This window comes from Curtobacterium sp. MCBA15_005, from assembly GCF_001864855.1.
Taxonomy (GTDB): domain Bacteria; phylum Actinomycetota; class Actinomycetes; order Actinomycetales; family Microbacteriaceae; genus Curtobacterium; species Curtobacterium flaccumfaciens.
This window is the reverse complement of sequence record NZ_MJGL01000003.1, coordinates 112,083-135,758: the sequence shown is the minus strand read 5'-3', so window position 1 is coordinate 135,758 and position 23,676 is coordinate 112,083. Positions and strand designations below refer to the sequence as shown.

The 23,676-nt window shown below is 70.8% G+C and carries 21 protein-coding genes; 8 read left to right on the top strand and 13 right to left on the bottom strand.

All coding sequences use genetic code 11. From position 1 onward, the window contains the following. Positions 1 to 9: 9 nt before the first annotated feature. Together BIU89_RS01815 and dut are read right to left on the bottom strand one after the other, a co-directional pair. Entirely contained in the window at positions 10 to 732 is a 723-nt protein-coding gene (locus BIU89_RS01815; protein WP_232536646.1) for a DUF3710 domain-containing protein, read from the bottom strand. Further along, complete coding sequence (gene dut, locus BIU89_RS01810) at positions 729 to 1,220, bottom strand: dUTP diphosphatase (RefSeq protein WP_071244561.1); 492 nt, start codon at positions 1,218 to 1,220, stop codon at positions 729 to 731. The genes BIU89_RS01815 and dut overlap by 4 nt, the downstream gene beginning before the upstream one ends. A gap of 63 nt (positions 1,221 to 1,283) precedes the next feature. Here dut and BIU89_RS01805 point away from each other — a divergent pair, with 63 nt between their 5' ends. Continuing rightward, positions 1,284 to 1,715: a DUF3093 domain-containing protein gene (locus BIU89_RS01805; protein WP_071244560.1), complete on the top strand. Its 432-nt coding sequence runs from the start codon at positions 1,284 to 1,286 to the stop codon at positions 1,713 to 1,715. A 128-nt stretch (positions 1,716 to 1,843) separates the two neighbouring features. Here the strand turns inward: BIU89_RS01805 and BIU89_RS01800 are convergent, their stop codons facing one another. Beyond that, entirely contained in the window at positions 1,844 to 2,143 is a 300-nt protein-coding gene (locus BIU89_RS01800; protein WP_017886098.1) for a DUF4193 domain-containing protein, read from the bottom strand. A 298-nt stretch (positions 2,144 to 2,441) separates the two neighbouring features. On the opposite strand from BIU89_RS01800, the gene sepH reads away from it, so the two are divergent. Beyond that, positions 2,442 to 3,470, top strand: a complete 1,029-nt coding sequence (gene sepH / locus BIU89_RS01795; protein WP_173033640.1) for a septation protein SepH — start codon at positions 2,442 to 2,444, stop codon at positions 3,468 to 3,470. A gap of 33 nt (positions 3,471 to 3,503) precedes the next feature. On the opposite strand, the gene BIU89_RS01790 is transcribed toward sepH, so the two are convergent. Further along, positions 3,504 to 4,670 carry an alkaline phosphatase family protein gene (locus BIU89_RS01790; RefSeq protein ID WP_071244559.1) on the bottom strand — a complete coding sequence of 389 codons (1,167 nt, stop codon included), beginning with the start codon at positions 4,668 to 4,670 and terminating at the stop codon, positions 3,504 to 3,506. 43 nt (positions 4,671 to 4,713) lie between these two features. Between BIU89_RS01790 and BIU89_RS01785 the strand changes: the two genes are divergently transcribed. Beyond that, complete coding sequence (locus BIU89_RS01785) at positions 4,714 to 7,200, top strand: DNA gyrase/topoisomerase IV subunit A (RefSeq protein WP_071244558.1); 2,487 nt, start codon at positions 4,714 to 4,716, stop codon at positions 7,198 to 7,200. Between the two features lie 287 nt (positions 7,201 to 7,487). Here the strand turns inward: BIU89_RS01785 and BIU89_RS01780 are convergent, their stop codons facing one another. Beyond that, positions 7,488 to 9,614, bottom strand: coding sequence for a DNA gyrase/topoisomerase IV subunit B (locus BIU89_RS01780; RefSeq protein WP_071244557.1), 2,127 nt, complete (start codon positions 9,612 to 9,614; stop codon positions 7,488 to 7,490). A gap of 167 nt (positions 9,615 to 9,781) precedes the next feature. Here BIU89_RS01780 and BIU89_RS01775 point away from each other — a divergent pair, with 167 nt between their 5' ends. Next, complete coding sequence (locus BIU89_RS01775) at positions 9,782 to 10,006, top strand: DUF7455 domain-containing protein (RefSeq protein WP_017886093.1); 225 nt, start codon at positions 9,782 to 9,784, stop codon at positions 10,004 to 10,006. Between the two features lie 71 nt (positions 10,007 to 10,077). On the opposite strand, the gene BIU89_RS01770 is transcribed toward BIU89_RS01775, so the two are convergent. The 6 genes from BIU89_RS01770 to BIU89_RS01745 all read right to left on the bottom strand — a co-directional run bounded on the left by BIU89_RS01770 (position 10,078) and on the right by BIU89_RS01745 (position 16,549). Beyond that, positions 10,078 to 10,527, bottom strand: a complete 450-nt coding sequence (locus tag BIU89_RS01770; RefSeq protein WP_071244556.1) for a hypothetical protein — start codon at positions 10,525 to 10,527, stop codon at positions 10,078 to 10,080. 126 nt (positions 10,528 to 10,653) lie between these two features. Then, positions 10,654 to 11,427: a type 1 glutamine amidotransferase gene (locus BIU89_RS01765; protein WP_071244555.1), complete on the bottom strand. Its 774-nt coding sequence runs from the start codon at positions 11,425 to 11,427 to the stop codon at positions 10,654 to 10,656. Continuing rightward, positions 11,424 to 12,683, bottom strand: coding sequence for a MurT ligase domain-containing protein (locus BIU89_RS01760; RefSeq protein WP_071244554.1), 1,260 nt, complete (start codon positions 12,681 to 12,683; stop codon positions 11,424 to 11,426). Before BIU89_RS01760 ends, BIU89_RS01765 begins: the two co-directional genes overlap by 4 nt. Positions 12,684 to 12,689: 6 nt before the next feature. Continuing rightward, the gene (locus BIU89_RS01755) at positions 12,690 to 13,949 is read right to left on the bottom strand and encodes an RNA polymerase sigma factor (protein WP_027465462.1); all 1,260 of its coding nucleotides are present in this window, start codon (positions 13,947 to 13,949) and stop codon (positions 12,690 to 12,692) included. Between the two features lie 193 nt (positions 13,950 to 14,142). Next, entirely contained in the window at positions 14,143 to 15,462 is a 1,320-nt protein-coding gene (locus BIU89_RS01750) for an MFS transporter (protein WP_071244553.1), read from the bottom strand. 157 nt (positions 15,463 to 15,619) lie between these two features. Then, positions 15,620 to 16,549, bottom strand: a complete 930-nt coding sequence (locus tag BIU89_RS01745; protein WP_027465460.1) for a proteasome assembly chaperone family protein — start codon at positions 16,547 to 16,549, stop codon at positions 15,620 to 15,622. 76 nt (positions 16,550 to 16,625) lie between these two features. Here BIU89_RS01745 and BIU89_RS01740 point away from each other — a divergent pair, with 76 nt between their 5' ends. From BIU89_RS01740 to sucB, 3 genes are all read left to right on the top strand, one after another. Next, positions 16,626 to 18,116, top strand: coding sequence for a leucyl aminopeptidase (locus BIU89_RS01740; protein WP_071244552.1), 1,491 nt, complete (start codon positions 16,626 to 16,628; stop codon positions 18,114 to 18,116). A gap of 156 nt (positions 18,117 to 18,272) precedes the next feature. After that, on the top strand, positions 18,273 to 19,646 hold the full coding sequence (gene lpdA, locus BIU89_RS01735; protein WP_027465458.1) for a dihydrolipoyl dehydrogenase: 1,374 nt from the start codon (positions 18,273 to 18,275) through the stop codon (positions 19,644 to 19,646). Between the two features lie 73 nt (positions 19,647 to 19,719). Then, positions 19,720 to 21,234 carry a 2-oxoglutarate dehydrogenase, E2 component, dihydrolipoamide succinyltransferase gene (gene sucB / locus BIU89_RS01730; RefSeq protein ID WP_071244551.1) on the top strand — a complete coding sequence of 505 codons (1,515 nt, stop codon included), beginning with the start codon at positions 19,720 to 19,722 and terminating at the stop codon, positions 21,232 to 21,234. Positions 21,235 to 21,323: 89 nt separating this feature from the next. On the opposite strand, the gene BIU89_RS01725 is transcribed toward sucB, so the two are convergent. Then, positions 21,324 to 22,073 carry a hypothetical protein gene (locus BIU89_RS01725; protein WP_071244550.1) on the bottom strand — a complete coding sequence of 250 codons (750 nt, stop codon included), beginning with the start codon at positions 22,071 to 22,073 and terminating at the stop codon, positions 21,324 to 21,326. Positions 22,074 to 22,314: 241 nt separating this feature from the next. On the opposite strand from BIU89_RS01725, the gene BIU89_RS01720 reads away from it, so the two are divergent. Continuing rightward, complete coding sequence (locus BIU89_RS01720) at positions 22,315 to 23,031, top strand: DUF4191 domain-containing protein (RefSeq protein WP_027465455.1); 717 nt, start codon at positions 22,315 to 22,317, stop codon at positions 23,029 to 23,031. A gap of 173 nt (positions 23,032 to 23,204) precedes the next feature. Here the strand turns inward: BIU89_RS01720 and BIU89_RS01715 are convergent, their stop codons facing one another. Beyond that, positions 23,205 to 23,660, bottom strand: coding sequence for an RDD family protein (locus tag BIU89_RS01715; protein WP_071244549.1), 456 nt, complete (start codon positions 23,658 to 23,660; stop codon positions 23,205 to 23,207). Positions 23,661 to 23,676: the final 16 nt, after the last annotated feature.

The following is a 23,676-nucleotide window of genomic DNA, read 5'->3' as shown; positions in this document are numbered from 1 at the left end:
GTCAGTCGGTCAGATCGCGGTCTGCGTCGACTTGGGCATGTGCAGCGGGATGAGGTCGCGCGGCGGCATCGGCGTCGTGCCGCGCACGACGACGACGCTGCGGAACAGCTCCTCGATCTCGCTGGCGTCGTCGGGCTGCTCGGCGGCCTTGCCGGCGATCACGCCGCGCAGGAACCAGCGTGGGCCGTCGACGCCGACGAAGCGGGCCGGACGGGAGCCGGCGGTGCCGCCGTCGCCGTCCACGGCGACCGGGACGGACGCGCGGAGCTCGGGGCCGAACGGGCCGTCGACCTCGGTCACGACACCGCCCTGGCGTTCGATCTGCTCGGCGATCTGGGCGCGGATCTCGTGCCACAGGCCGGTGGACCGGGGCGCCGCGAACGGCTGGACCTGCAGCGTGGACTCGTCGTAGTCGAGCCCGACCGCGACGACGCGCTGCGAGCCCTCCTCGACCTCGAGACGCAGGTGCAGGCCCTCGCGCGGGAGCACCTTCACCCCGCCCAGGTCGACGTAGGGGCGGACCAGGTTCGCCTCGGTCTCGTCGTGGGGGCCGTTCTCGGCCCGGTCCTCCGGAGCGGACTTGTCCGTCGGGGCGACCGCGTCGACCTCGTCGAGGTCCGCGTCGGCATCCGTCGCGATGTCGACCTCGGGGGACGTGTCCGCGACCTCGATGTCGTCGGTGACGGCGTCCGCCACCTCGACCTCGTCCCGCTTGCGTCGGCCGAACTTCATGCGCGCGTTCCTTCCTGAGCGTCTGCGGCGGCACCGGTCACGGCGTCGCTCCGGTCACCGTAGCCCGACGAGCCGAACCCGCCCTGTCCGCGGACGCTGTCCGGCAGGTCGTCGACCCGGGTGTAGGTCACCTGCGGCACCGGCATCACGATCAACTGGGCGATGCGGTCGCCGGCGTGCACCTCGTACGGTTCCGTCTGGTCGGTGTTGAGCAGGGCGACCTTGATCTCCCCGCGGTAGCCGGAGTCGACGGTGCCTGGGCTGTTCACGATCGTGATGCCGTGCTTCGCCGCCAGGCCGCTCCGCGGGACCACGAACGCGGCGTAGCCCTCGGGCAGCGCGATGCGCAGACCCGTGGCGGCCAGGTGTCGTTCCCCCGGCTGCAGCACGAAGGCCTCGGTGGAGACGAGATCGGCACCCGCGTCGCCGGGGTGGGCGTGGCCGGGAGCGTGCTCCCCGGTCCAGAGGACGTCGACTGGTTCGGTCACGTGACGAGGGTAGTGCAGCCGTGACCGTTCCGTGACCTCGCTCGCTCGTGATCGAATGGACCCGTGACCCTGTACCGCGAACGACTCTGGGCCCCGCCCGCCCTCTACCTGGCGACGGCGCTCGTCATCCCCGCCACCCTGCTCGTCTTCCTCCCCATCAGCGTCCTGGCCGGCGTCCTCGTGGCGATCGGGATGGAGCTCGGGGTGCTGGTCCTCCTGTGGGCACTCGCACCCACCATCGAGGTCACCGACACCGAGTTCCGCGCGGGCAAGGCACACCTCCCCCGCACGCTCGTCGGCACGACCGAGGCGTTCGAGGGCGCAGCGGCCACCGAGCAGCGCGGGCCGGCACTCGACGCCCGCGCGTGGACGCTCTTCCGCGGCTACCTGCGCGGGGTCGTCAAGGTCGAGGTGCGCGACGACGCGGACCCGACGCCCTACTGGCTGGTGAGCGTCCGGCACCCGGGCAAGGTCGTCGAGGCGCTGCGGTCCTGACGGACCACGGTCCACGGCCTGGAGGCGCGGCTCGGCCCCGCCTCGCAGCACACGACGAAGGCCCCGCATCCCTGGAGGATGCGGGGCCTTCGCTGATCGTTGCGTCGAGGACGACGCGGCTGTGTTCGCTAGAGCGACGCGCACTCCGCGCAGACCGGTCCGAGCTTCGACTCGTGGTCGAGCTGGGAGCGGTGCTTCACGAGGAAGCACTCGACGCAGGTGAACTCGTCGACCTGCGGGGGCAGCACCACGACGTCGAGGTCGACGTCGCTGAGGTCCTGCCCGGCGAGTTCGAAACTGCCGGGGTTGTCGGAATCATCGTCGACGACCCCCGACATCTTGTCGGGAACGCGCTCCTTGAGGGCCTCGATCGACTCCGAGTCGGAGTTGTCGTCGGTCTTCCGGGGGGCGTCGTAATCGGTGGCCATGCCCATCCATTTCTCGTATCGAGAGGTCGTCGCCGGGTGATCGGCGGCGACAGTTTGCACCACGCCCCGCCAGAGCGCAAACCGAGTGCTGCGGCGGGTCGTGCTGGCGGTGCAACCCACGACCGGAACCGGACATTCCCGACACCCGTTGCCGGAGGGCCGCGTGCCCGGGATCGGCCGCGCGGATGTCCGCGGCACGCCCGTGCGCCTCCCCGGAAACCGCCCGTCGTCCCTGCATACTCACGGGGTACGACAGCAGGACCGTACGCGACGCTGGGAAGGCGGAACCATGCAAGACGTGAGAGTCATCGGAGTCGAGTCCGGCGCACTCCTCCTGGCGACCGACGGCGGCACCGAGTTCCGGTTGCCCGTCACGTCGTCGCTGGCAGGCCAGGTGCGCCAGGCGAACCCCGACGCCGGTCCGCAGAAGCGGGTCTCCCCCAAGGACGTCCAGGCACGCATCCGTGGCGGCGCAGACGCCGCCGACGTGGCCGCTGCGCTCGACGTCGACGTCGAGTACGTCCGTCGCTTCGAGGGGCCGGTCCTCGCCGAGCGCGCCTTCATCCTCGACGCCTCGCACCGTGTGCCGGTCACCCCGGTCGACGACGAGTCCCCCGACACCTTCGGCCCCGCGATCACCGCGAAGCTCGAGGCCGGCGAGGCCACCGCGATCACCTGGGGCTCGTGGAAGCACCCGGAGAGCGGGTGGCAGGTCCGCGTCCGCTACACCGCGGGCGAGGTCGAGCACGACGCCCAGTGGCACTTCGACCCGAAGACCTCGACCCTCGCGCCGGACAACGGTGACGCTCACCGGCTCTCGCACACCGACGACGAGGGCATCGCACCGCGCCTGCGTGCGGTCGAGTTCGAGCAGCAGGACGACGACGGCACCCGCTTCGACTCCGGCGCCTTCCGCGTCGACGAGCCGGAGCAGCCGGCCGCCGAGCCCGAGCCGTCCCAGCACGCGCCGCTCCGTGCACCGCTGCCCCGCATCGGCCAGGCCGCCGTGGAAGAACGTGCTCCCGGCAACGAGACCGCGGACCTGCTCGAGGCGCTCCGCCGTCGCCGCGGTGAACGCGAAGCAGCGTCCTTCGGCGAACAGCGCGACGAGCCCGCCCGCGGGACCTCGATCAGCGTCGTCGACATCCCGCTGCAGGGCTTCGAGGACGGCGGCGCACACGACACAGCACCCCAGTCCTCCGACGTCCGTCCGGCCTCGGCGCCGGAGTCCGAGAGCCGTGGCGAACGCAAGAAGCGCAACCGTCGCTCGATGCCGAGCTGGGACGAGATCGTCTTCGGCACCCGTCCGGACGACGACCCCGCCTGATCGGCACGTGCACCGACCGTCGGCGCCGACGTCCTAGTGGGCGAACGCGCCGGCGAGTCGGAGCGGCACGATCGTCTCCTCGTCGGTCATGGCACCGTGCTGGCCGATCATGCGCTTCGGCGTCTCGTCCTCGCGCAGGGCACGGTCGTCGTTGAACGCCCACGAACCGCGCGCCACGAGGAGCACGTCGCCGATGCGCGGCACCACCTGGTCGGACACGTGCCCGAACCACCCGGCCTCGATCGCCTCGGCACGGCTGGCGACGTACGCCTTCTTGCCGTAGCGGGCCCGGAACGCGCCGACGAGGGCGCGCACGTCGGTGCCCGGTGCGACGGTGAGCTGGCGGCAGCGCGGGTCACCCGCGACGCCGACCACGTCGGTGAGCAGCAGCGGGTCGATGGCGATGTTCGCGTGGTCCGGCACGTCGAGCACACCGTGGTCCGCCGTCACCAGGACCCCCACGTCGTCGGCGCTGCGGGCGTCGAGGCGGGTGAGTTCGCCGTCGAGCAGCTCGAGGGCGGCCGTCCACCGGTCGGACTGCCAGCCGTACTTGTGCCCGATCGAGTCGAGCTCCGGCACGTACAGGTAGACGAGCGAGCGGCCGCTGGTGGTCTCGGCCAGTGCGGCGTCGACGCGCTGCGCAATGGTGTCCGCCGACACGTACCGGGCGCCGCCGAGCACGTTCGCGGTCATCCCGGACGAGCGGTACCGGTCCGGCCCGACGACGACGGGGTCGAGTCCGAGCTCCGCCGCCCGGGTGAACAGGGTCCGGGTCAGGAACCAGTCCGCGGGCACCTCGGTGTCCCAGCCGCCAAGCAGGTTCATCACGGCACCGGTGTCCGGGTTCCAGCCGCTGTACCCGACGACGCCGTGGGTGCCGGGCGACCGGCCGGTGGTCAGGGTGCTCAGGGCGGCCGCGGTCGTCGTCGGGAACCCGCTCCGCAGCTTCTTCGCGGTGCCGGTGCCCTTCGCGCCGGTCAACCAGCGGGCGTGCCCGGCGCGCGCCGCCAACGCGGCGGAACCGAGGCCGTCGACCAGCACGACGATCGCCGAGCGGGCGGGGCGGAGGGTGATCCGGGCCTCCAGGCCGTCGTTCCGCAACCACGCGTCGTCCGCAGCGCCGAGCGCCACGAGGCAACTCGGGAAGACGTCGGCGAGGTTCGCGACGGCGTCGGGGGCCGTCGGTACGCTTGTTCCCATCCCACGAGTCTCCCAGACGACTCCGGTTCTCCAGAAAGGTGCCATGGCACGCACGGACGTAGTCGGCCTGCCCGACGGTGAGCGCATCGAGGACGTCGACGTCTCCGAGGAGATGCAGGGCTCCTTCCTCGAGTACGCGTACTCCGTCATCTACTCGCGGGCGCTGCCCGACGCCCGCGACGGCCTGAAGCCGGTGCAGCGTCGCATCCTGTACCAGATGGCCGAGATGGGGCTGCGACCCGACCGCGGACACGTCAAGAGCGCCCGCGTCACGGGCGAGGTGATGGGCAAGCTGCACCCGCACGGCGACGGCGCGATCTACGACGCGCTGGTCCGCATGGCCCAGCCGTTCACGATGCGCGTGCCGCTCGTCGACGGCCACGGCAACTTCGGCTCCCTCGACGACGGCCCCGCTGCCGCCCGGTACACCGAGGCACGGCTCGCCGAACCGTCGATGGCGATGACCGAGGGCCTGGGCGAGGACGTCGTCGACTTCGTCCCGAACTACGACAACCAGATCATGCAGCCGGGCGTGCTGCCGGCGGCGTTCCCGAACCTGCTCGTCAACGGCGCCTCCGGCATCGCGGTCGGCATGGCGACGAACATGGCACCGCACAACCTCGGCGAGGTCGTCGAGGCCGCGAAGCACCTGCTCATGAACCCGCAGGCCACCCTCGAAGAACTCATGGAGTTCGTGCCCGGCCCCGACCTGCCGTCCGGCGGCACGATCGTCGGCCTCTCCGGGGTCCGCGACGCCTACGCCACCGGCCGTGGTTCGTTCCGCACCCGCGCGAAGGTGAGCGTCGAGAACCTCACCCCGCGCAAGGTCGGGCTCGTCGTCACCGAGCTGCCCTACCTGGTCGGCCCCGAGCGTGTGATCGAGAAGATCAAGGACGGCGTCCAGTCCAAGAAGCTCGTCGGCATCTCCGACGTCAACGACCTGACCGACCGCAACCACGGGCTCCGGCTCGTCATCGGCATCAAGAGCGGCTTCAACCCCACCGCCGTGCTCGAGCAGCTCTACAAGCACACCCCGCTCGAGGACGGCTTCGGCATCAACAACGTCGCGCTGGTCGGCGGGTCACCGCGCACCCTCGGGCTCCGCGAGCTGCTCGACGTCTACGTGCAGCACCGCCTCGACGTCGTCACCCGCCGATCGCAGTACCGGCTGGCGCGACGCAAGGAACGGCTGCACCTGGTCGAGGGCCTGCTCATCGCGATCCTCGACATCGACGAGGTCATCCAGGTCATCCGCACCTCCGACGACTCCGAGGCAGCGCGCAACCGCCTGCGCGACGTCTTCGACCTGTCCGAGGTGCAGGCCGAGTACATCCTCGAGCTGCGCCTGCGCCGTCTGACGAAGTTCTCGCGGATGGAGCTCGAGGCCGAGCGCGACCAGCTGCTCGCCGACATCGCCGCCCTCGAAGAACTGCTGGCGTCCGACGAACGGCTCCGCGCGCAGGTCGCCCTCGAGCTGACCGAGGTGTCCGACAAGTTCGCGACCCCGCGCCGCACGCTGCTCACCGAGGCCGACGCCCCGGTGAAGGGCGGTCGGAAGGCCGCGGTCGACCCGGAGTCCCTGCAGATCGCCGACTCCCCCTGCCGCGTGCTGCTCTCGACCACCGGACGGCTCATCCGCGTCGACATCCCGACGTCGGAGCTCGGCATCGTCCGCGTGCCGAAGCGCTCGAAGCACGACGCCGTCCGCTCCGCCGTGGTGAGCACGGTGCGGGGGCAGATCGGCGCGATCACCTCGACCGGGCGGGTCCTCCGGCTCTCCCCCGTCGACGTCCCCGCCGTGCCGCCAGCCGCGGTCCGGCTCGACGCCGGCGTCCGGGTCACCGACTTCCTGGCGCTCACCAAGGGCGAGACCGTCGTGGCGATCGTCGACCTGTCCGGTGCGTCGTCGGACTCGCTGGCGATCGGCACCGCGCAGGGCGTCGTGAAGCGCGTCGTGGCGGGTGCGTGGCCCGACAAGCCGGAGTTCGTCGCGATCGGCCTGAAGCCCGGCGACCACGTGGTCGGTGCCGCGCAGGCGCCCGAGTCCGACGACCTGGTGTTCATCAGCTCGAACGCGCAGCTGCTGCGGTTCCCGGCGTCCGTCGTCCGGGCGCAGGGGCTGCCCGCCGGTGGTGTGGCCGGCATGGCCCTCGCCGACGGCGCCTCGGTGATCTGGTTCGGCTCGGTCGCACGCTCCGACGACGCCGTGGTCGCCACGGTGTCCACCACCTCGACAGCACTGCCCGGCACCGACGCCGGTCGCGCCAAGGTCTCCGCGCTGTCGGAGTTCCCGGCGAAGGGCCGTGCCACCCAGGGTGTCCGGGCGCACGCGTTCCTGAAGGGCGAGGACGGGCTCACGGTGGGATGGGCGGGAATCGCGCCGCCACACGCCGTCGGCACGGACGGCGCCGCACGGACCCTGCCCGACTGGCTGTCGAAGCGTGACGGGTCGGGCGCCCCGCTCGAGGCGGTCATCGGCTCGATCGGTGGCAGCGCCGCGACGCTCGACGGCACCGCCGGCGAGGCGTAGGCGCGCGCTGGCGTCCGCCGCCGGTGTCGCTGACACGGCGCCGTTTCGCGTCTGGCGACACCTCACGGCCTGGGAGCCCCGTGAGGTGTCGCCCATCGCGTGAGAACGCAGGGCGCACGGACTGGAGGCGCGGGGCGGCGCCGCCACGGGCCTCCCGTCCGCCGTCACCGTGTCGCGGACGCGGCGCGGTTTCGCGCTGAGCGACAGCTCACGGGCCGCGGGCCGCGTGAGGTGTCGCTCAGCGCGTGAGCACGCCAGGCCGCTGCGCGGCCCGGCGTGAAGGCGCGCTACGCGTCGATGCGGTCGCGGTCCAGGCCCTCGCCGGCCAGGATGAACTCCTTGCGCGGCGCGACGTCGTTGCCCATGAGCAGCTCGAACACCTTCGCGGCACCCTCGGCATGGGTCACGTTCACCCGGCGCAGGGTGCGGTGCGCGCGGTCCATCGTGGTCTCCGCCAGCTGGTCGGCGTCCATCTCGCCGAGGCCCTTGTACCGCTGGATCGGCTCCTGGTACTTCTTGCCCGTCTTCTCGAGCTTCTTCAGCACCGTCTGGAGCTCCTGTTCGGAGTACGTGTAGAGCGTGTCGTTCGGCTTGCCGCGGTTCACCACGACGACCCGGTGCAGCGGCGGCACGGCGGCGAAGACCCGGCCCTGCTCGATCATCGGCCGCATGTACCGGAAGAACAGCGTCAGCAGCAGCGTGCGGATGTGGGCGCCGTCGACGTCGGCGTCCGACATGATGATGATCTTGCCGTAGCGGGCCTGGTCGATGTCGAACGTACGGCCCGAACCGGCGCCGATGACCTGGATGATCGACGCGCACTCGACGTTCGAGAGCATGTCCGACACGGACGCCTTCTGCACGTTGAGGATCTTGCCGCGGATCGGCAGCAGCGCCTGGTACTCGCTGTTGCGGGCGAGCTTCGCGGTGCCCAGCGCCGAGTCACCCTCGACGATGAAGAGCTCCGTGCCCTCGGTCTCCTGCGAGCGGCAGTCGGCGAGCTTCGTCGGCAGCGAGGAGTTCTCGAGCGCGTTCTTGCGGCGCTGCGTCTCCTTGTGGGCCCGCGCCGAGATGCGGGTCTTCATCTCGGACACGACCTTCTCGAGCAGGGCCGCCGACTGTGCCTTCTCGGTGCGCTGCGTCGAAGTGAGGATCTCGGTGATGCGCTTCGACACCACCTGGTCGACGATCTTCCGGACCGCCGGGGTGCCGAGGATCTCCTTCGTCTGCCCCTCGAACTGCGGCTCGGGCAACCGCACGGTCAGCACGGCGGTCATGCCGGCGAGGACGTCGTCCTTGTCGAGCTTGTCCTGCCCGACCTTGAGCTTGCGTGCGTTCGCCTCGACCTGGGCACGGACCGCCTTGACGACGCCCGACTCGAACCCGGCCTGGTGCGTGCCGCCCTTCGGCGTCGCGATGATGTTGACGAAGCTGCGGAACACGGTCTCGTAACCACTGCCCCAGCGGAGCGCCAGGTCGACCTCGCACTCGCGCTCGACCGAGGTGGAGACCATGTGGCCCTTGTCGTCGAGCATCGGCACGGTCTCGGTGAAGGTGCCGGTCCCCTGCACGCGCCAGACGTCGGTGAGGGGGCTGTCGACGGCAAGGTGCTCGACGAACTCGCCGATCCCGCCCTCGTACCGGAAGCGCTCGACCACCGGCCCCGCGGCCACGGTGGTGCCCGTCGCCTCGGCCCGGGCGGCAGCGGCGTCGATCGACGCCGCGCGCTCGTCGGTGATGGTGATGCCGAGCCCGGGCACGAGGAACGCGGTCTGCCGTGCACGGGTGACCAGGTCGTCGGTGCTGAACCGAGCGTCGGCGGTGAAGATCTGACGGTCCGCCCAGTAGCGGATCCGGGAGCCGGTGACGCCCTTCTTGACCTTGCCCACCACACGCAGCTCGCTGCCCGAGGTGAAGGGCGCGAACGGAGCGTCCGGGCCGATGCCCTTGCTGTCGTCGAAGATGCCCGGCTCGCCGCGGTGGAACGACATGGCGTAGGTCTTGCCGCCCCGGTCGACCTCGACGTCGAGGCGCTCCGACAGCGCGTTCACGACCGAGGCGCCGACGCCGTGCAGGCCACCCGAGGCCGCGTACGACCCCGAGCCGAACTTGCCGCCGGCGTGCAGCTTGGTGAACACGACCTCGACCCCGGTGAGGCCGGTCTTCGGTTCGACGTCGACGGGGATGCCCCGGGCGGTGTCCCGGACCTCGACCGAGCCGTCGGCGTGCAGCACGACACCGATCTCGTCACCGTGCCCCGCGAGGGCTTCGTCGACCGAGTTGTCGATGATCTCCCACAGACAGTGCATGAGGCCCCGGGAGTCCGTCGAGCCGATGTACATGCCCGGCCGCTTCCGGACCGCCTCGAGCCCTTCGAGGACGGAGAGATGGCGTGCGGAGTAGTCGGAGCTCACCGTCGGAGTTTACCGAGCGGCACCGACAGCACCGTGTGGACACTCGCACTGGGGCCAAGCGATCCGCGCTGAGCGAAACAGGGCCCGACAATGCGTCGCTCTCAGGCATCACGTGTTGAAATGGTGCAACCACCCGGCACCACCTGCGATCCGTGAGGAGCACAGCAATGACCCAGACCGTGCAGGACCCCTCCATCGACGAAGTCAGCAACCACCAGCTGACCGCCGCCGACCGTTGCGACAGCTGCGGGGCGCAGGCCTACATCCGAGCCACCATGTCGAGCGGCGAGCTCTACTTCTGCGCCCACCACGGCGCCGAGTTCAAGGACAAGCTCGCGGCGACCGCTATCGAGTGGCACGACGAGAGCAGCCGACTCTACGAGTCGAAGTAGTCGCGACCGACACACGGACAGGAGGCGCGGTGCCAGCTGGCACCGCGCCTCCTTTCTGTCTGCAGTCCGTCCTAGAACTCGCGGTTCAGCGCCCAGGCGGCGCCCCGGTAGCTGTTCGGTCCCCACACACCGTCGATGGGGCCGCTGTAGCGGCCGTGGGCAGCCGCCCAACGCTGCAGTGCTGCGATGGTCAGGGGGTGCTCAGTTCCGTAGAAGTTCCCTGACTGGTAGTACCCGCCGACCGCGAGGCGCTTCGCGACGAAGAACCAAGCGGGCGAAGTCATACGACCATCGATGTCACCCGAGTACCCGGCCCTGCTGGCCAGGCACTGCAGCCGCTTGTAGAAGATCGGCCCCGGGACGCCGTCGGACTCGGTCGTCGTCGTCGGCACTGAACTGCACGCGGAGCTGATCCGCGTCGTCGCGGCCTCCGCCGGAGCCGTCTGGGCGACCGTGCCGGCAGTGGTCAGGGTCACGATGAGTCCACCGACCAGGGCGAGGACGAGTTTGTTGTGGTGCATGGAGCCTCCTTTGTCGGCCTTCAACATTTCAGATGTTGAATCCGAGTGGACGCTTTTGGCAACTGTTGCCATTCTGCGCATGCAGAAGGCCGGGCCCCGTCGGGACCCGGCCTTCTGCTTCGTGCATCAGGCGATGCGCTTGAACGCCTTGTCGACGTAACGGTCGACCGTGGCGCGCGCTTCACGTGCGTAGCGGTCGATGGTCGCCGTCTGCTCCGCGTCCGGCGCGTACTCCCGGCCCAGCCGTGCGGTGGCCGCAGCGAGGACGCCGTCGGTCAGCTGCGGGTTGAGCGGCAGGATCGGGCCCTGCGTGTGCGTGCCGAACGACGTCCCGACGATCGCACCCTCGACCGGGGCTCCCGCCTGGTTGCCACCACCGGACACGACGTCGGCGAACGGGCTGACCCCGGCCGCGAGCTCGATCGTGGTGGCGTGGTCCTCGAAGCCGGCGAGACGCTTCGGTGCTCCGGCGAGCAGCGGGTACCGGGTCTCGAGCACGAAGTAGTTCACCCGGCGCTCGGCACCGCGGACGGCCCGGGCGTCGAACACGCCGAATCCGGCAACCGGCGCACCCTCGGTCGGCACGACCTCGTTCGTCGCCAGGTCGAACCCACCGCCGACCGCGATGACCGGTACACCGTCGGTCGCGAACGCACGGAGCGCGCCGCCGATGCGGGTGACGTCGTCGCCCAGGGAACGCATCGCGCTGAGCGGTCCGTTGCCGATCACGACGACGTCCGCCGCGGTCGGGAGCTCGTCGCCGGGCGCGTACTCGAGGACCTGTGTCTCGATGCCCGCAGCGGCCGCACGGCGGACCAGGGCCGCGACGTTGCCACGGTCGCCCGAGACGCCCATCTGCCGGGGGTAGACGTGCAGGATGGTCAGCCGGTCGGCCGTCATGCGGTCTTCTCCATGTCCGGGTGGCCCAGGGCCTTGCGGGCGATCATCATGATCTCGTAGTTGACGATGAAGTTCTTCGTCCCGCGGGTCGTCGAGCCGAGCTGCTCCATGTGCTTGATGGCTGCTTCGACGTCGGGCTCGACCCGGCCGATGCGGACACCGGCGTGCTCGAGCGCGATCGCGATCTGCCAGGCCTTGTCACCGGAGACGACGTCCACGTGGTCGAGCTTCGAGAAGTCGATGTCGTAGATCCAGGAGATGTCGGGCGTGCCCTCGTCGATCGCCATGAGGACCTGTTCGGGCTGGTCCGGCAGGGCGTCGAGGTTGAGCTGCAAGCTCGCGGCGTTCTTGAACATCGTGAACTCGGCGGACTCGCCCGCGATGGGCAGACGCTCTCCGCGGCCGTACGCGGGCTTCATCGTGCCGAAGGCCTTGGTCACGGCGTCGGCACGGAACTGCGCACCGAGGGCCGCACTCGCCGTCGCGGTGGCCGCAGCGGCGTCGACCGCGTAGTGCAGGCCGCGGGCGGGCAGCCGGACCGGGATCTCGGCACCGTCGAAGCGGATCGTCGCGCCGTCGCCCGTGTGGGCCACGACCTCGGCGTCGGCGGTGTGCTGGGCACGGTCACCGGCGTCGAACGAGTCGGCGTTCTGCAGACCGTTCGGTGCCGCAGCGATGACCTCGTCGCTCGCACCGAACCGCAGGACGCGCTGCCCGGGGGCGCCGGAGTAGCCGTCGAGGAACTGGTCGTCGTGGTTCGTGATGACGTTCGCCGTCGACAGCGCGGCGGTGTCGAGCATCATCGTCGCCACGCGCTCGGTCTCGAAGAACCGGTACAGCTGGTCGACCTGCACGTTGAGCATGGTCACCGTCGAGGGCGACAGGATGCCGGCGAGCTCGACCGCGAAGGCCTCGTCGACCTCGAGGATGCCGATGTCGGCCTTGAGCCGGCCGGTCAGCGAGACCTCGGACAGCAGGGCCGACGCGATGCCCTGCGGCAGGTTCGCGCCGGACGGGTTCGTGAAGACCCGCAGCCCGTGTGCGCGGACGATGTCGGAGATCATGTGCGTCGTCGTCGACTTGCCGTTCGAGCCGAGCACGAAGACGACGCCGTTCGGGAACTGCTTCGTCACGTGCTGCAGGAAGTCCGGCACGAGCTTCAGGACGATGTACCCGGGGTAGGCGGACCCGCCGCCCCTCGCACGGGCAAGGGCACGGAGGATCCGCCCGATCAGGATCGGGATGAAGAAGCGCATGCCGGCTTACTCGAGGTAGTCGCGCAGCGACTGCGACCGCGACGGGTGGCGGAGCTTCGCCATCGTCTTGGACTCGATCTGACGGATGCGCTCACGCGTCACGCCGAACGTGTCACCGATCTGGTCGAGGGTCTTCGGCTGGCCGTCACCGAGGCCGAAGCGCATGCGGATGACGCCCGCCTCGCGCTCGGACAGGGAGTCGAGCAGGCTCTCGAGCTGCTTCTGCAGCATCGTGAAGCCCACCGCGTCGGCTGGCACGACCGCCTCGGTGTCCTCGATGAGGTCACCGAACTCCGAGTCGCCGTCCTCGCCCAGGGGCGTGTGCAGCGAGATCGGCTCGCGGCCGTACTTCTGGACCTCGACGACCTTCTCCGGGGTCATGTCGAGCTCGCGCGCGAGCTCTTCCGGAGTGGGTTCGCGACCGAGGTCCTGCAGCATCTGCCGCTGCACGCGGGCGAGCTTGTTGATGACCTCGACCATGTGCACCGGGATGCGGATGGTTCGGGCCTGGTCGGCCATGGCACGGGTGATGGCCTGACGGATCCACCACGTCGCGTAGGTCGAGAACTTGAAGCCCTTGGTGTAGTCGAACTTCTCGACCGCACGGATCAGGCCCAGGTTGCCCTCCTGGATGAGGTCCAGGAACTGCATGCCACGACCGGTGTAGCGCTTCGCGAGCGAGACGACCAGGCGGAGGTTCGCGCCGAGCAGGTGCGACTTCGCACGCTGACCATCACGGGCGACCCAGCGCAGTTCACGCTCGGCGGGCTTCGAGAGCCCCGTCGCGTGCTGCAGCTTGTCCTCGGCGAACAGGCCGGCCTCGATGCGCATCGCGAGCTCGACCTCCTGCTCGGCGTTGAGCAGGGCGACCTTGCCGATCTGCTTCAGGTAGTCCTTCACCGGGTCGGCGGTGGCACCCGTGATGGTCGTCGAGTAGACCGGCGCCTCGTCGTCGTCGGTCTGCGAGATGACGAGCGCACCGGCGGCGACCGCGGCAGCGGCGTCCGGCTTGGCCGTCTTGTCGTCGGTGTCGTCGGCCTCGTCGGTCGGCTCCTCGACGGGCTCGTCGGAGGCGATCGCCTCGTCGACGGCGTCGGTCTTCTTCGCCTTGGGCGCCGCCTTCTTGGCGGGCGCCTTCTTGGCGGGGGCCTTCGTGGCGCGCTTCTTCGGCGCTGCGGTGCCCTCGGTGTCCGTGGCGTCCTCTGCCACAGCGCCCTCGGGCTCGGTGTCCTTCGTGGGATCGATCGTCGTGCTCCGGGCAGCCATGCGATCACCTCTCTCGTCGTGCCACGTTCGTGGGGTCGTGGCCTCCCTCGCCGCCCAGGTCCCGCGCCGCAGTCCCCCGCGTCGTACGAGTCCTACCGTTCCGGGCAGCACTAGGACCCATGTCAAGTCCCCCGAGTTCACCGGCGCACCGAAGTGCTCCGACAGACAGGGGTCCCGAACGGGTCCGTGATCATTATTGCACGTGCCGCTTCCGCAGGCGTGCAACGAGTGCAACCCAGAGTGGCCCGACGCGTATTCCCTCTTCCGAGTGCAGCACGCGGCGGGTCCGACGGCGGGCGTGCAGGAGCATCCCGACGCCGAAACCGACCACGACGTACTGCACCGTGAGGGCGATCCGGAAGTTCTCCCAGGCGAACACCGTGGTGCCGGTGGCCCGCGCCGACGCGTCGAGGACGACGCCGATCAGGTACATCATCACGAAGGCCGCCAGGAACCCGCCGACGTTCACCACGCCGTTCGCCGAGCCGAGCGAGCCGACCGGGTTGAAGGTCCGGGCGAAGTCGAAGCCGATCAGGGAACCGGGCCCGCCGATCCCCATCGCGACGACGAGCAGCACGAGCAACCACGTCGGCGGGTGCCCGGGCCAGAGCAGGATCGCCGTCCAGAGCACCGCGAGCAGGACGACCACGCCGAGCACCAGGTTGGACCGGCGCATCGGGAACCGCGCGCAGAGCACGCCGAGCACCGGGCCGGCGACGAACCCGACGACCACGATGATCGTGAGGAACCCCGCCGCCTCACCCGGGGAGTACCCGAGCCCCCGGAGCATCGGGACACCCCACAGCAGCGAGAACACCGTGCCCGACGACTGCGTGACGTAGTGCGACCAGAACCCGAGCTGCGTGCCCGGGCGGCGGAGCGCGTGCCCGAACGTGCTGAACGCGGCACCCCACGAGTGCGGCAGCGGGATCGTGTCCGTCCGCACCGGCACGGGACCGTTCCGCACGAAGACCGCGGCGAGCACGAGACCGACGGCACTGGCCGCGGCCGCGATGCCGAACGCCGGGGTCCAGCCCACCGTGTGCAGGAGCACCGCGAACGGGAACGCCGACAGGATCTGGCCGATCTGCCCGAGGTTGCCGGTCCACTGCGAGATCTGCGGCAGGATCCGGCCGCTGAACCACATCGGCACCAGGCGGATCACCGAGATGAAGGTCATCGCGTCACCGGCGCCGACGAGCACCCGCCCCACGATGGCCGGACCGATCGACGGGGACACGGCGACGATCGCCTGTCCGACGACCAGCAGCGCGGCGCCGAGGAGCACCAGCCGGCGGGGGCCGACGCGGTCGAGGGCGATCCCCACCGGGATCTGCAGCCCCGCGTAGACGGCGATCTGCACGACGGCGAGGGTGGACAGGACGGCGGCGGAGACGGCGAACCGGTCCTGCGCATCGACACCGGAGACCCCGAGCGAGGACCGCTGCACCACGGCGAGGACGTACGCGAGCACCGCGACGCCCCAGATCAGGAAGGCACGACGGGAGTTCACCGGACCAGGTTACCGACGCGTCCCCGCGTCGATACGCGACGAGCGTCGTCGAGGTGCGTCACGTCGTGCGGGCGACCGGAGGACGGCCTGGAGGAGCGGTGCGGGGCCGCCACGGGCCTCCAGACCGTCCTGTCGGGACGTCCGGATCCCGCGACGGTCAGTCGGTCGCGTCGCCCTGGGTGCGCCGGTCGGCCAGGAAGCGCTCGAGCTCGGCCGCGATCGCGTCCGCGGTCGGCACCTCGCCGTCGACGCCGGTCAGCGGCGATGCAACGGGGTTGCCCTCCATGTACGTGTCGTGCCGCTCCTCGAGCACGGAGACCAGGCGCTGCAGCTCGGGGTTGCCGGCCACCTGCTCCTCGACGCGGGTCAGGAACTCGCGACCCGACTCGCGCAGGGCGTCGGTCGGGAAGATGAGCCCGGTCGCGGCGGCGATGCCGGACAGCGCCGCGACGGCGGCGTCGGGGAACTCGGTGTCGGACAGGTAGTGGGGCACGAGCAGCACGAGCCCCGTGACCTGCGCGCCCGTCTCGGCGAGGCGGTGCTCGACCAGGTGCAGGACGTTCGCCGGCGCCTGGGTCTCGGGCTTCCAGACGCTCATCTGCTCGACGAGGTCGGCCCGGGTGCCGGAGACGGTGAGGCTGATCGGACGGGTGTGCGGGACCGGCATCGGGATGGACTGCACCCACGTGGTGTCGGCCACCTGCAGGTCGGCGGCGAGCCCGGTGACGGCCCGGACGAAGCGGTTCCACTGGAAGTCCGGCTCGTAGCCCGACAGGAACAGGAACGGCTGGCCGATCTCGTCGCGCACCAGGTGCAGGGCCAGACGGGGCGGCTCGACGGCGCTGATGTGGTCGTGCTCGAAGGTGATGACCGGCCGACGGGCCCGCCAGTCGAGCAGCACGTCCGGGTCGAACTCGGCGACGAGCTCGGTGTCGAGGTCCTCGAGGATCGAGTTCGTCACCTGCGCGACGGCCGATCCGGCATCGGCGAAACCGGTCAGCCCGGCGATCAGGTGCAACCCTGCTGGCACGGTCGGGGCGTCCGCGTCGAACGTGTAGAGCTCCTCGGGGTGGTTCACCGTCCCCATGCTAGGCGGGGCCTCCGACGTCCCCGGTGCGCGACGACCACGCCGACAGCGAACAGGCCCTCGGTAGGGTTGGAGCATGGTCCGACCGACGCTCTCCACCACCAGTTCACCCCCCGAGACCACCACCGCCGACGTGCTCGTCGTCGGGGTCCGCCCGGGCTCGTCCGGCGAGGCCGACAGCACCGCCGTGCTCGCTCCCACCGCCCTGGGCACGCTCGACGCCCTCGCCGGCCTCGACCTCGCCGCGATCGGGGTGACCGGCGCGAAGGACCAGCTCGTCCGCCTGCCCGCCACCGGCGTCGGTGCGAAGTCGGTCGCGCTGATCGGGCTCGGCTCCGCCACGGGTGCCGCGGCGATCCGCGCGGCCGCCGGCAGTGCCGTGCGACAGCTCCCCCGCGTCGACTCGATCACGCTCGCCCTGCCCACCGACTCGGCCGAGCTCGTCGACGCCGCCCTCGAGGGCGCGGCGCTCGGCGCGTACGCCTTCACCCGGCACAAGGGCACCGGCACCAAGGCCCCGGCCCGCGGTGACCAGCGCATCGAGGTCGTCGCGCCCGCCGACGTCGCAGCCGACGCCGCCGTGCGCCCCGCGATCGTCGCCGACGCCGCGTCGCTCGTGCGCGACCTCGTGAACACCGCCGCGGGCGACCTCGGACCGCAGGACGTCGCCGACGTCGCGACCGGGTTCGCCTCGGACCTGCCGCTCACCGTCGAGGTCCTCGACGAGCAGGCGCTCGAGGAGCAGGGCTTCGGCGGCATCCTCGGTGTCGGCCGCGGTTCGGCGCGTCCCCCGCGTTTGGTCGTCGTCCGGTACGCACCCGAGTCCGCCACGAAGCACCTCGCCCTCGTGGGCAAGGGCATCACCTTCGACTCGGGCGGCCTCTCGCTCAAGCCCGCGGCGTCCATGCTCGGCATGAAGACCGACATGACCGGTGCCGCCACGGTGCTCGCCGCGACCGTCGCCGCCGCCCGCCTGGGGCTGAACGTGCGCGTGACCGCGTGGCTCGCCCTCGCCGAGAACATGCCCTCCGGCACCGCGACCCGCCCGGGCGACGTCCTGACGCTGAAGAACGGCACCACGGTCGAGGTCACGAACACCGACGCCGAGGGCCGCCTGGTGCTGGGCGACGGGATGGCCGCCGCGTCGCTCGAACAGCCCGACGCGCTCGTCGACGTCGCCACGCTGACCGGCGCCCAGGTCGTCGCGCTCGGCGACCGCACCACCGGCCTGATGGGCAGCGACGACCTCGTCGCGAAGGTCCGTGCCGTCGCCGAGGGCGTCTCGGAGCCGATCTGGCCGATGCCGCTGCCCGAGGAGCTCGAGGCCCGGCTGTCCAGCGACGTCGCCGACATCGTCAACGCCACGGTCGGCAACCCGGCCGGCGGCATGCTGCTCGCGGGCAAGTTCCTCGAGCGCTTCGCCGGCGAGGGTGTCCCCTGGGCGCACCTCGACATCGCGGGTCCGTCGGAGAACAAGGGCGGCGGGTACGCCTGGTTGGGCAAGGGTGCGACGGGCGTGATGGTCCGGACGCTCATCGCTCTCGCAGAAGACCTCCAGTCCGAGTAGTAGGTTTGGTACCGGTGGGAACGGCGCACCGACGCGCCTCCCACCGGTACTGCACGGGACGGGACCGGAACCACGCGGTCCGACCGTCGGACGCCGCCCTCCGCGGTGTCCACGTAGGGCCCGATCGGCCCGACACGCACGAGGGAGTTGCACCAGGTGACGGAACAGACTTACGACGTCGTTGTCCTCGGTGGCGGGAGTGGTGGGTACGCCGCTGCGCTCCGGGCCGCCGAACTCGGCATGAGCGTCGCGCTCATCGAGGGCGACAAGCTCGGAGGGACGTGCCTGCACCGCGGCTGCATCCCGACCAAGGCGCTGCTGCACGCCGCCGAGATCGCCGACGGCACGCGTGACGCCGAGAAGTACGGCGTGATCGCGGAGTTCGCCGGTGTCGACGTGCCCAAGGTGATCGACTACCAGCAGGGCGTCATCAACTCCAAGTACAAGGGCCTGCAGGGCCTGATCAAGGCCCGCGGCATCACCGTGGTCGAGGGCTGGGGACGTCTGACCTCGCAGAACACCGTGCAGGTCGGCGACCAGACCGTCACCGGCAAGAACATCGTGCTCGCGACCGGCTCCTACTCGAAGTCCCTGCCCGGGCTCGAGATCGGCGGCCGCGTGATCACCTCCGAGACCGCACTCCGCATGGACTACGTCCCGAACAAGGTCGTCATCCTGGGCGGCGGCGTCATCGGTGTCGAGTTCGCCAGCGTCTGGAAGTCCTTCGGCGCCGAGGTCACCATCGTCGAGGGCCTGCCGCACCTGGTCCCCGCCGAGGACGAGTCGATGTCGAAGCAGCTCGAGCGCGCGTTCCGCAAGCGCGGCATCGAGTTCTCGCTCGGTGTCCGGTTCCAGGGCGTCGAGCAGCACGAGAACGGCGTCGTCGTCACGCTGGAGGACGGCAAGACCTTCGACGGTGACGTCCTGCTCGTCGCCGTCGGCCGTGGCCCCGTCACGCAGAACGTCGGCTACGACGAGGTCGGCGTGGCGATGGACCGCGGGTTCGTCACCACGAACGAGCGTCTCGCCACGAACATCCCGAACGTCTACGCCGTCGGCGACATCGTCCCCGGCCTGCAGCTCGCGCACCGCGGCTTCCAGCAGGGCATCTTCGTCGCCGAGGAGATCGCCGGCCTCAACCCGGTGGTCATCGAGGACAAGAACATCCCGAAGATCACCTACTCCGACCCCGAGGTCGCGTCGGTCGGGCTCTCGCAGGCCAAGGCCGAAGAGCAGTACGGCGCCGACAAGGTCGACTCGTACGAGTACAACCTGGCCGGCAACGGCAAGAGCCACATCATCGGGACCTCCGGCTCCGTCAAGGTCGTGCGCGTCGTGGACGGCCCCGTCGTCGGGGTCAGCATGATCGGTGCCCGCGTCGGCGAGCTCATCGGCGAAGCCCAGCTCGCCGTGAACTGGGAGGCCTACCCGGAGGACATCGCTCCCCTGGTGCACGGTCACCCGACCCAGAACGAAGCCCTCGGCGAGGCGTTCCTGCACCTCGCGGGCAAGCCGCTGCACGCGCTGTGACCGGCACCGGTCACCGCACTGTGACAATGACACCAACAACCACTGCAATCCCCCGCGAAGAGGAGTCCACCCGATGAGCGAATCCGTCAACCTCCCGGCGCTCGGCGAGAGCGTCACCGAGGGCACGGTGACCCGATGGCTGAAGAACGTCGGTGACCGGGTCGAGGTCGACGAGCCGCTGCTCGAGGTCTCGACCGACAAGGTCGACACCGAGATCCCGTCGCCGATCGCCGGCGTCGTCGAGGAGATCCTGGTCCAAGAGGACGAGACCGTCGAGGTCGGCACCGCCCTCGTGAAGATCGGTGACGGCTCCAGCTCGTCCGACGGCGGTTCGGACTCGTCCGACTCCGGTGCCGACGACGCGAACGCCGCCGCTGCCGACGCCGAGGAGCCCGAGGCCGCTCCGAGCACGGAGCAGGAGGCCGAGACCCCCGCCCCCGAGCCCACCGAGCCCGAGCCCGCCCCCGCCGGTCAGACGCAGCCCGCCGCCCCGCAGGCACCGTCCGCCCCGCCCGCGGCAGCGCCGGTCCCGGCCGCCGCTCCGGTCCCGCCGCCCGCAGCCGCACCGCCGGCAGCCGTGCCGGCCCAGGCCGCTCCGGCAGCCGCACCGGCTCCGGCGTCCGCGCCGAGTGCCACGGCCGCCGCCGCGGTGCCGAACCCCACGCAGGACGGCGCAGCCTCCGGCTACGTCACCCCGCTGGTGCGCAAGCTCGCGAACGAGCAGGGTGTCGACCTGTCCACGGTCACGGGCTCCGGTGTCGGGGGGCGCATCCGCAAGGAGGACGTCCTCGCCGCCGCCGCGAAGGCCCCGGCCGCCTCGGCTGCAGCAGCACCCGCCGCCGCTTCAGGCCCGTTCGTCGCCGAGGTCTCGCCGCTGCGCGGAACCCGCGAGAAGATGACCCGCCTGCGCAAGGTCGTCGCCGAGCGTGCCGTGCAGTCGATGACCTCGACCGCACAGCTCACGAGCGTCGTCGAGGTCGACGTCACGAAGGTGGCGCAGTTCCGCGACGCCCACAAGGCGGAGTTCCTCGAGAAGACCGGCTCGAAGCTCTCCTTCATGCCGTTCTTCGCCCTCGCGGCGTCCGAGGCGCTGAAGGCCCACCCGAAGATCAACTCCACGGTCGAGGGTGACGAGATCGTCTACCCGGAGACCGAGAACGTCTCGATCGCGGTGGACACCGAGCGCGGGCTGCTGACCCCGGTCATCAAGGACGCGGCCTCGCTGGACCTGGCGCAGTTCTCGAAGTCCATCGCGGACCTCGCCGAGCGCACCCGGAACAACCAGCTGAAGCCCGACGAGCTCGCAGGCGGCACGTTCACGCTGACCAACACCGGTTCGCGTGGCGCGCTGTTCGACACCCCCGTGGTGTTCCTGCCGCAGTCGGCGATCCTCGGCACCGGCATCGTCACGAAGCGTCCGGCGGTCGTGAAGGTCGACGGCCAGGAGGCCATCGCCATCCGCTCGTTCGTCTACCTGGCGCTGTCGTACGACCACCGGATCATCGACGGTGCGGACGCCTCGCGGTACCTCGTCGCGGTGAAGAACCGTCTCGAAGAGGGCAACTTCGCCCCGAACCTCGGGTACTGATCACCAGCAGCACGGCCGACGGCCCCGGTTCCCCTCGTGGGAGCCGGGGCCGTTCCCGTTCCCGTTCACGTTCCCGGTCGGGTTCGGCGTCACCCGCCGCCGAGCAGGGTCAGCGCGGCGACCGCCGACCCGACGGTGACGACGAGCCCCACGAGGACACGGCGGAGCGGGAGTCGTCGTCCGGCTCCGAGTGGGACGCCGTGCTCGACCACGTCCCGCAGACGATCGAGCAGTCCGTTCTGCCCGTCCAGTGTCGGCGGTTCGGCGAACACGAGGTCGCTCGGCACGGGGGTCCACCGGAACGGGCGGGGCGCGGCGGCGGCACGGACGACGTCGAGTGCTGCTCGTGCGCTCGGCCCGTCACCGTCGAGGGCGTCCTGCAGCGCTCCGAGCACCTGGGCCTGGGCGGGGTCGGCCGGGTCGACGCGGTCCCACACGCTCCGGGCTGCGAGCACGAGGGTCCGGGTCGCATCGATCGCGTGCGCGGTGCGCGTCGGGGTCGTCGCGTTGGTCGGGTTGATCGGGCTCGCCGCGTTCGTCGGGCGGTCGCAGAGGACGACCGCACCGGAGTCGTCCACCAGCACGTCGTCGATGCCGGCGGTACCGAGCAGGACCGCGCCGTCGTGCACGGACACCAGGAGCTCCAGGAGCGGGACCGTCAGGGTCACCGCGACCCCGGTGGTCGGGGTGCCGAGCCGGTCGAGCGCCGGCACGAGCGGCGTGCCCGTGGGCCGGTCGAGGTCGACCACGAGACGCCCCGTCGGCGTCCGACCGACCGCGGCCACCGGGACAAGGTGGCGCTCGGCGGCCGCGGAGCGGTCGGCGACCCACGTGAGCACGTCGCGCTCGTCATGCCCGTCGTGCCGTCGTGCCCGGCGTGCTCCTCGTGCTCGTCGCGCTCGTTGCCGGTCGCGATCCAGCGATCCGGGTGGTGGTCGGTGCTCATCTCCATGGTGACCAGCGTGGCGGTGGCGCGGCGGGCCTCCAGGCTCTCCCGCACCATCTGTGGACAAGACGTGTTCGCGCACAGCCGGACACGCGACGGTCTCCCCCGGCGCACGGAGGCCGTATCCTGTTCGCATGGCACGCAGCTCTTCCACAGACAAGAAGGCGAAGGAGCCGGGGCGTCTCAAGCAGATGTTCCAGGTCTTCCAGATGACCCGAAAGGCCGACCCGTCGTCGGTCTGGTGGTTCGCCCTCGCCTTCGTCGGTCCGGTCGTCCTCGGTGTCCTGCTGGCGCTGCTCCTGCCGGGGCAGAACTGGCTCGCGATCGTTCTGTGGATCGTCGCCGGTGTGCTGCTCGGTGTGCTGCTCTTCCTCATCGTGCTCGGTCGTCTGGCCGAACGTGCCGCGTACTCGCAGATCGAAGGCCAGCCCGGCGCCGTCGGTGCAGTGCTGTCGAACTCGCTCCGTCGCCAGTGGCGCTCGAGCGAGATGCCGGTCGCGGTGCACGGTCGCTCGCAGGCAGCGGTCTACCGCGCCGTGGGTCGCCCGGGTGTCGTCCTGATCACCGAGGGCCAGCGCGGCAACCTCAACCGCCAGGTCGACGAGGAGCGCCGCAAGGTCCAGCGCATCGTCCCGAACGTCGCCGTGCACGTGCTGCACGTGGGTGACGGTACCGGTGAGAGCCTGACGCTGCACAAGCTGCCCCGCGCCATGAACAAGCTCAAGAAGTCACTCAACCGCAACGAGGTCCTGGCGGTCGCGAACCGTCTCGACTCGCTGACGCAGAGCCCCGCGGCCTCGATCCCGAAGGGCATGGACCCGATGCGGGCCCGCGCCGGACGGCCGCGCTGACCGAACCCCCACACACGACACGAGAACGCCCCCGACCACCTGGTCGGGGGCGTTCTCGTGCGTGCGGGTGCGTGCCTCGCTCGAAGCCGGTCTTGCACGGTGCGAGGTTCCGTACTCGGTGCGGGAAGCGCAGGCGGGCACCGAGTACGGAACCTCGCACCACACAGCCCGGCTCAGCGCCGGACGAGCACCGTCCCGGCGATGCGGTCGTGCGCACCCCGACTGTCGCGGTCGATGATGAGCGCCGGGACCACCAGGCAGAGCAGCACCGTCCGGAGGATCGGCCGCCACACCCCCACGTAGCCCCCGCGCATCGGGACGACCCGCAGTCCGACGCAGATGTGGCCGAACGACCCGGACAACAGGCAGATGAACACGATCTGCAGCACGGCGAAGATGGCGATCTGCACCCAGGAGTGCGCGATGTCGCCCGAACCGTTCACCGGCGACCACACGCCGGTGACGTAGGCGACCAGGTCGGCCAGCGCGCCGTCGATCAACAGCGCCACGACCCGCCGGCCGATCCGCCCGACACTCCGGGGTCCGGACTCCGGCAGACCGAGGTCCTTGCCCGGCCACCCGTCCGGGTGCTCGGAGGGCGCGGACGGACTGGGAGTGCTGCGGGCCATGGTCCCCAGCGTAGGC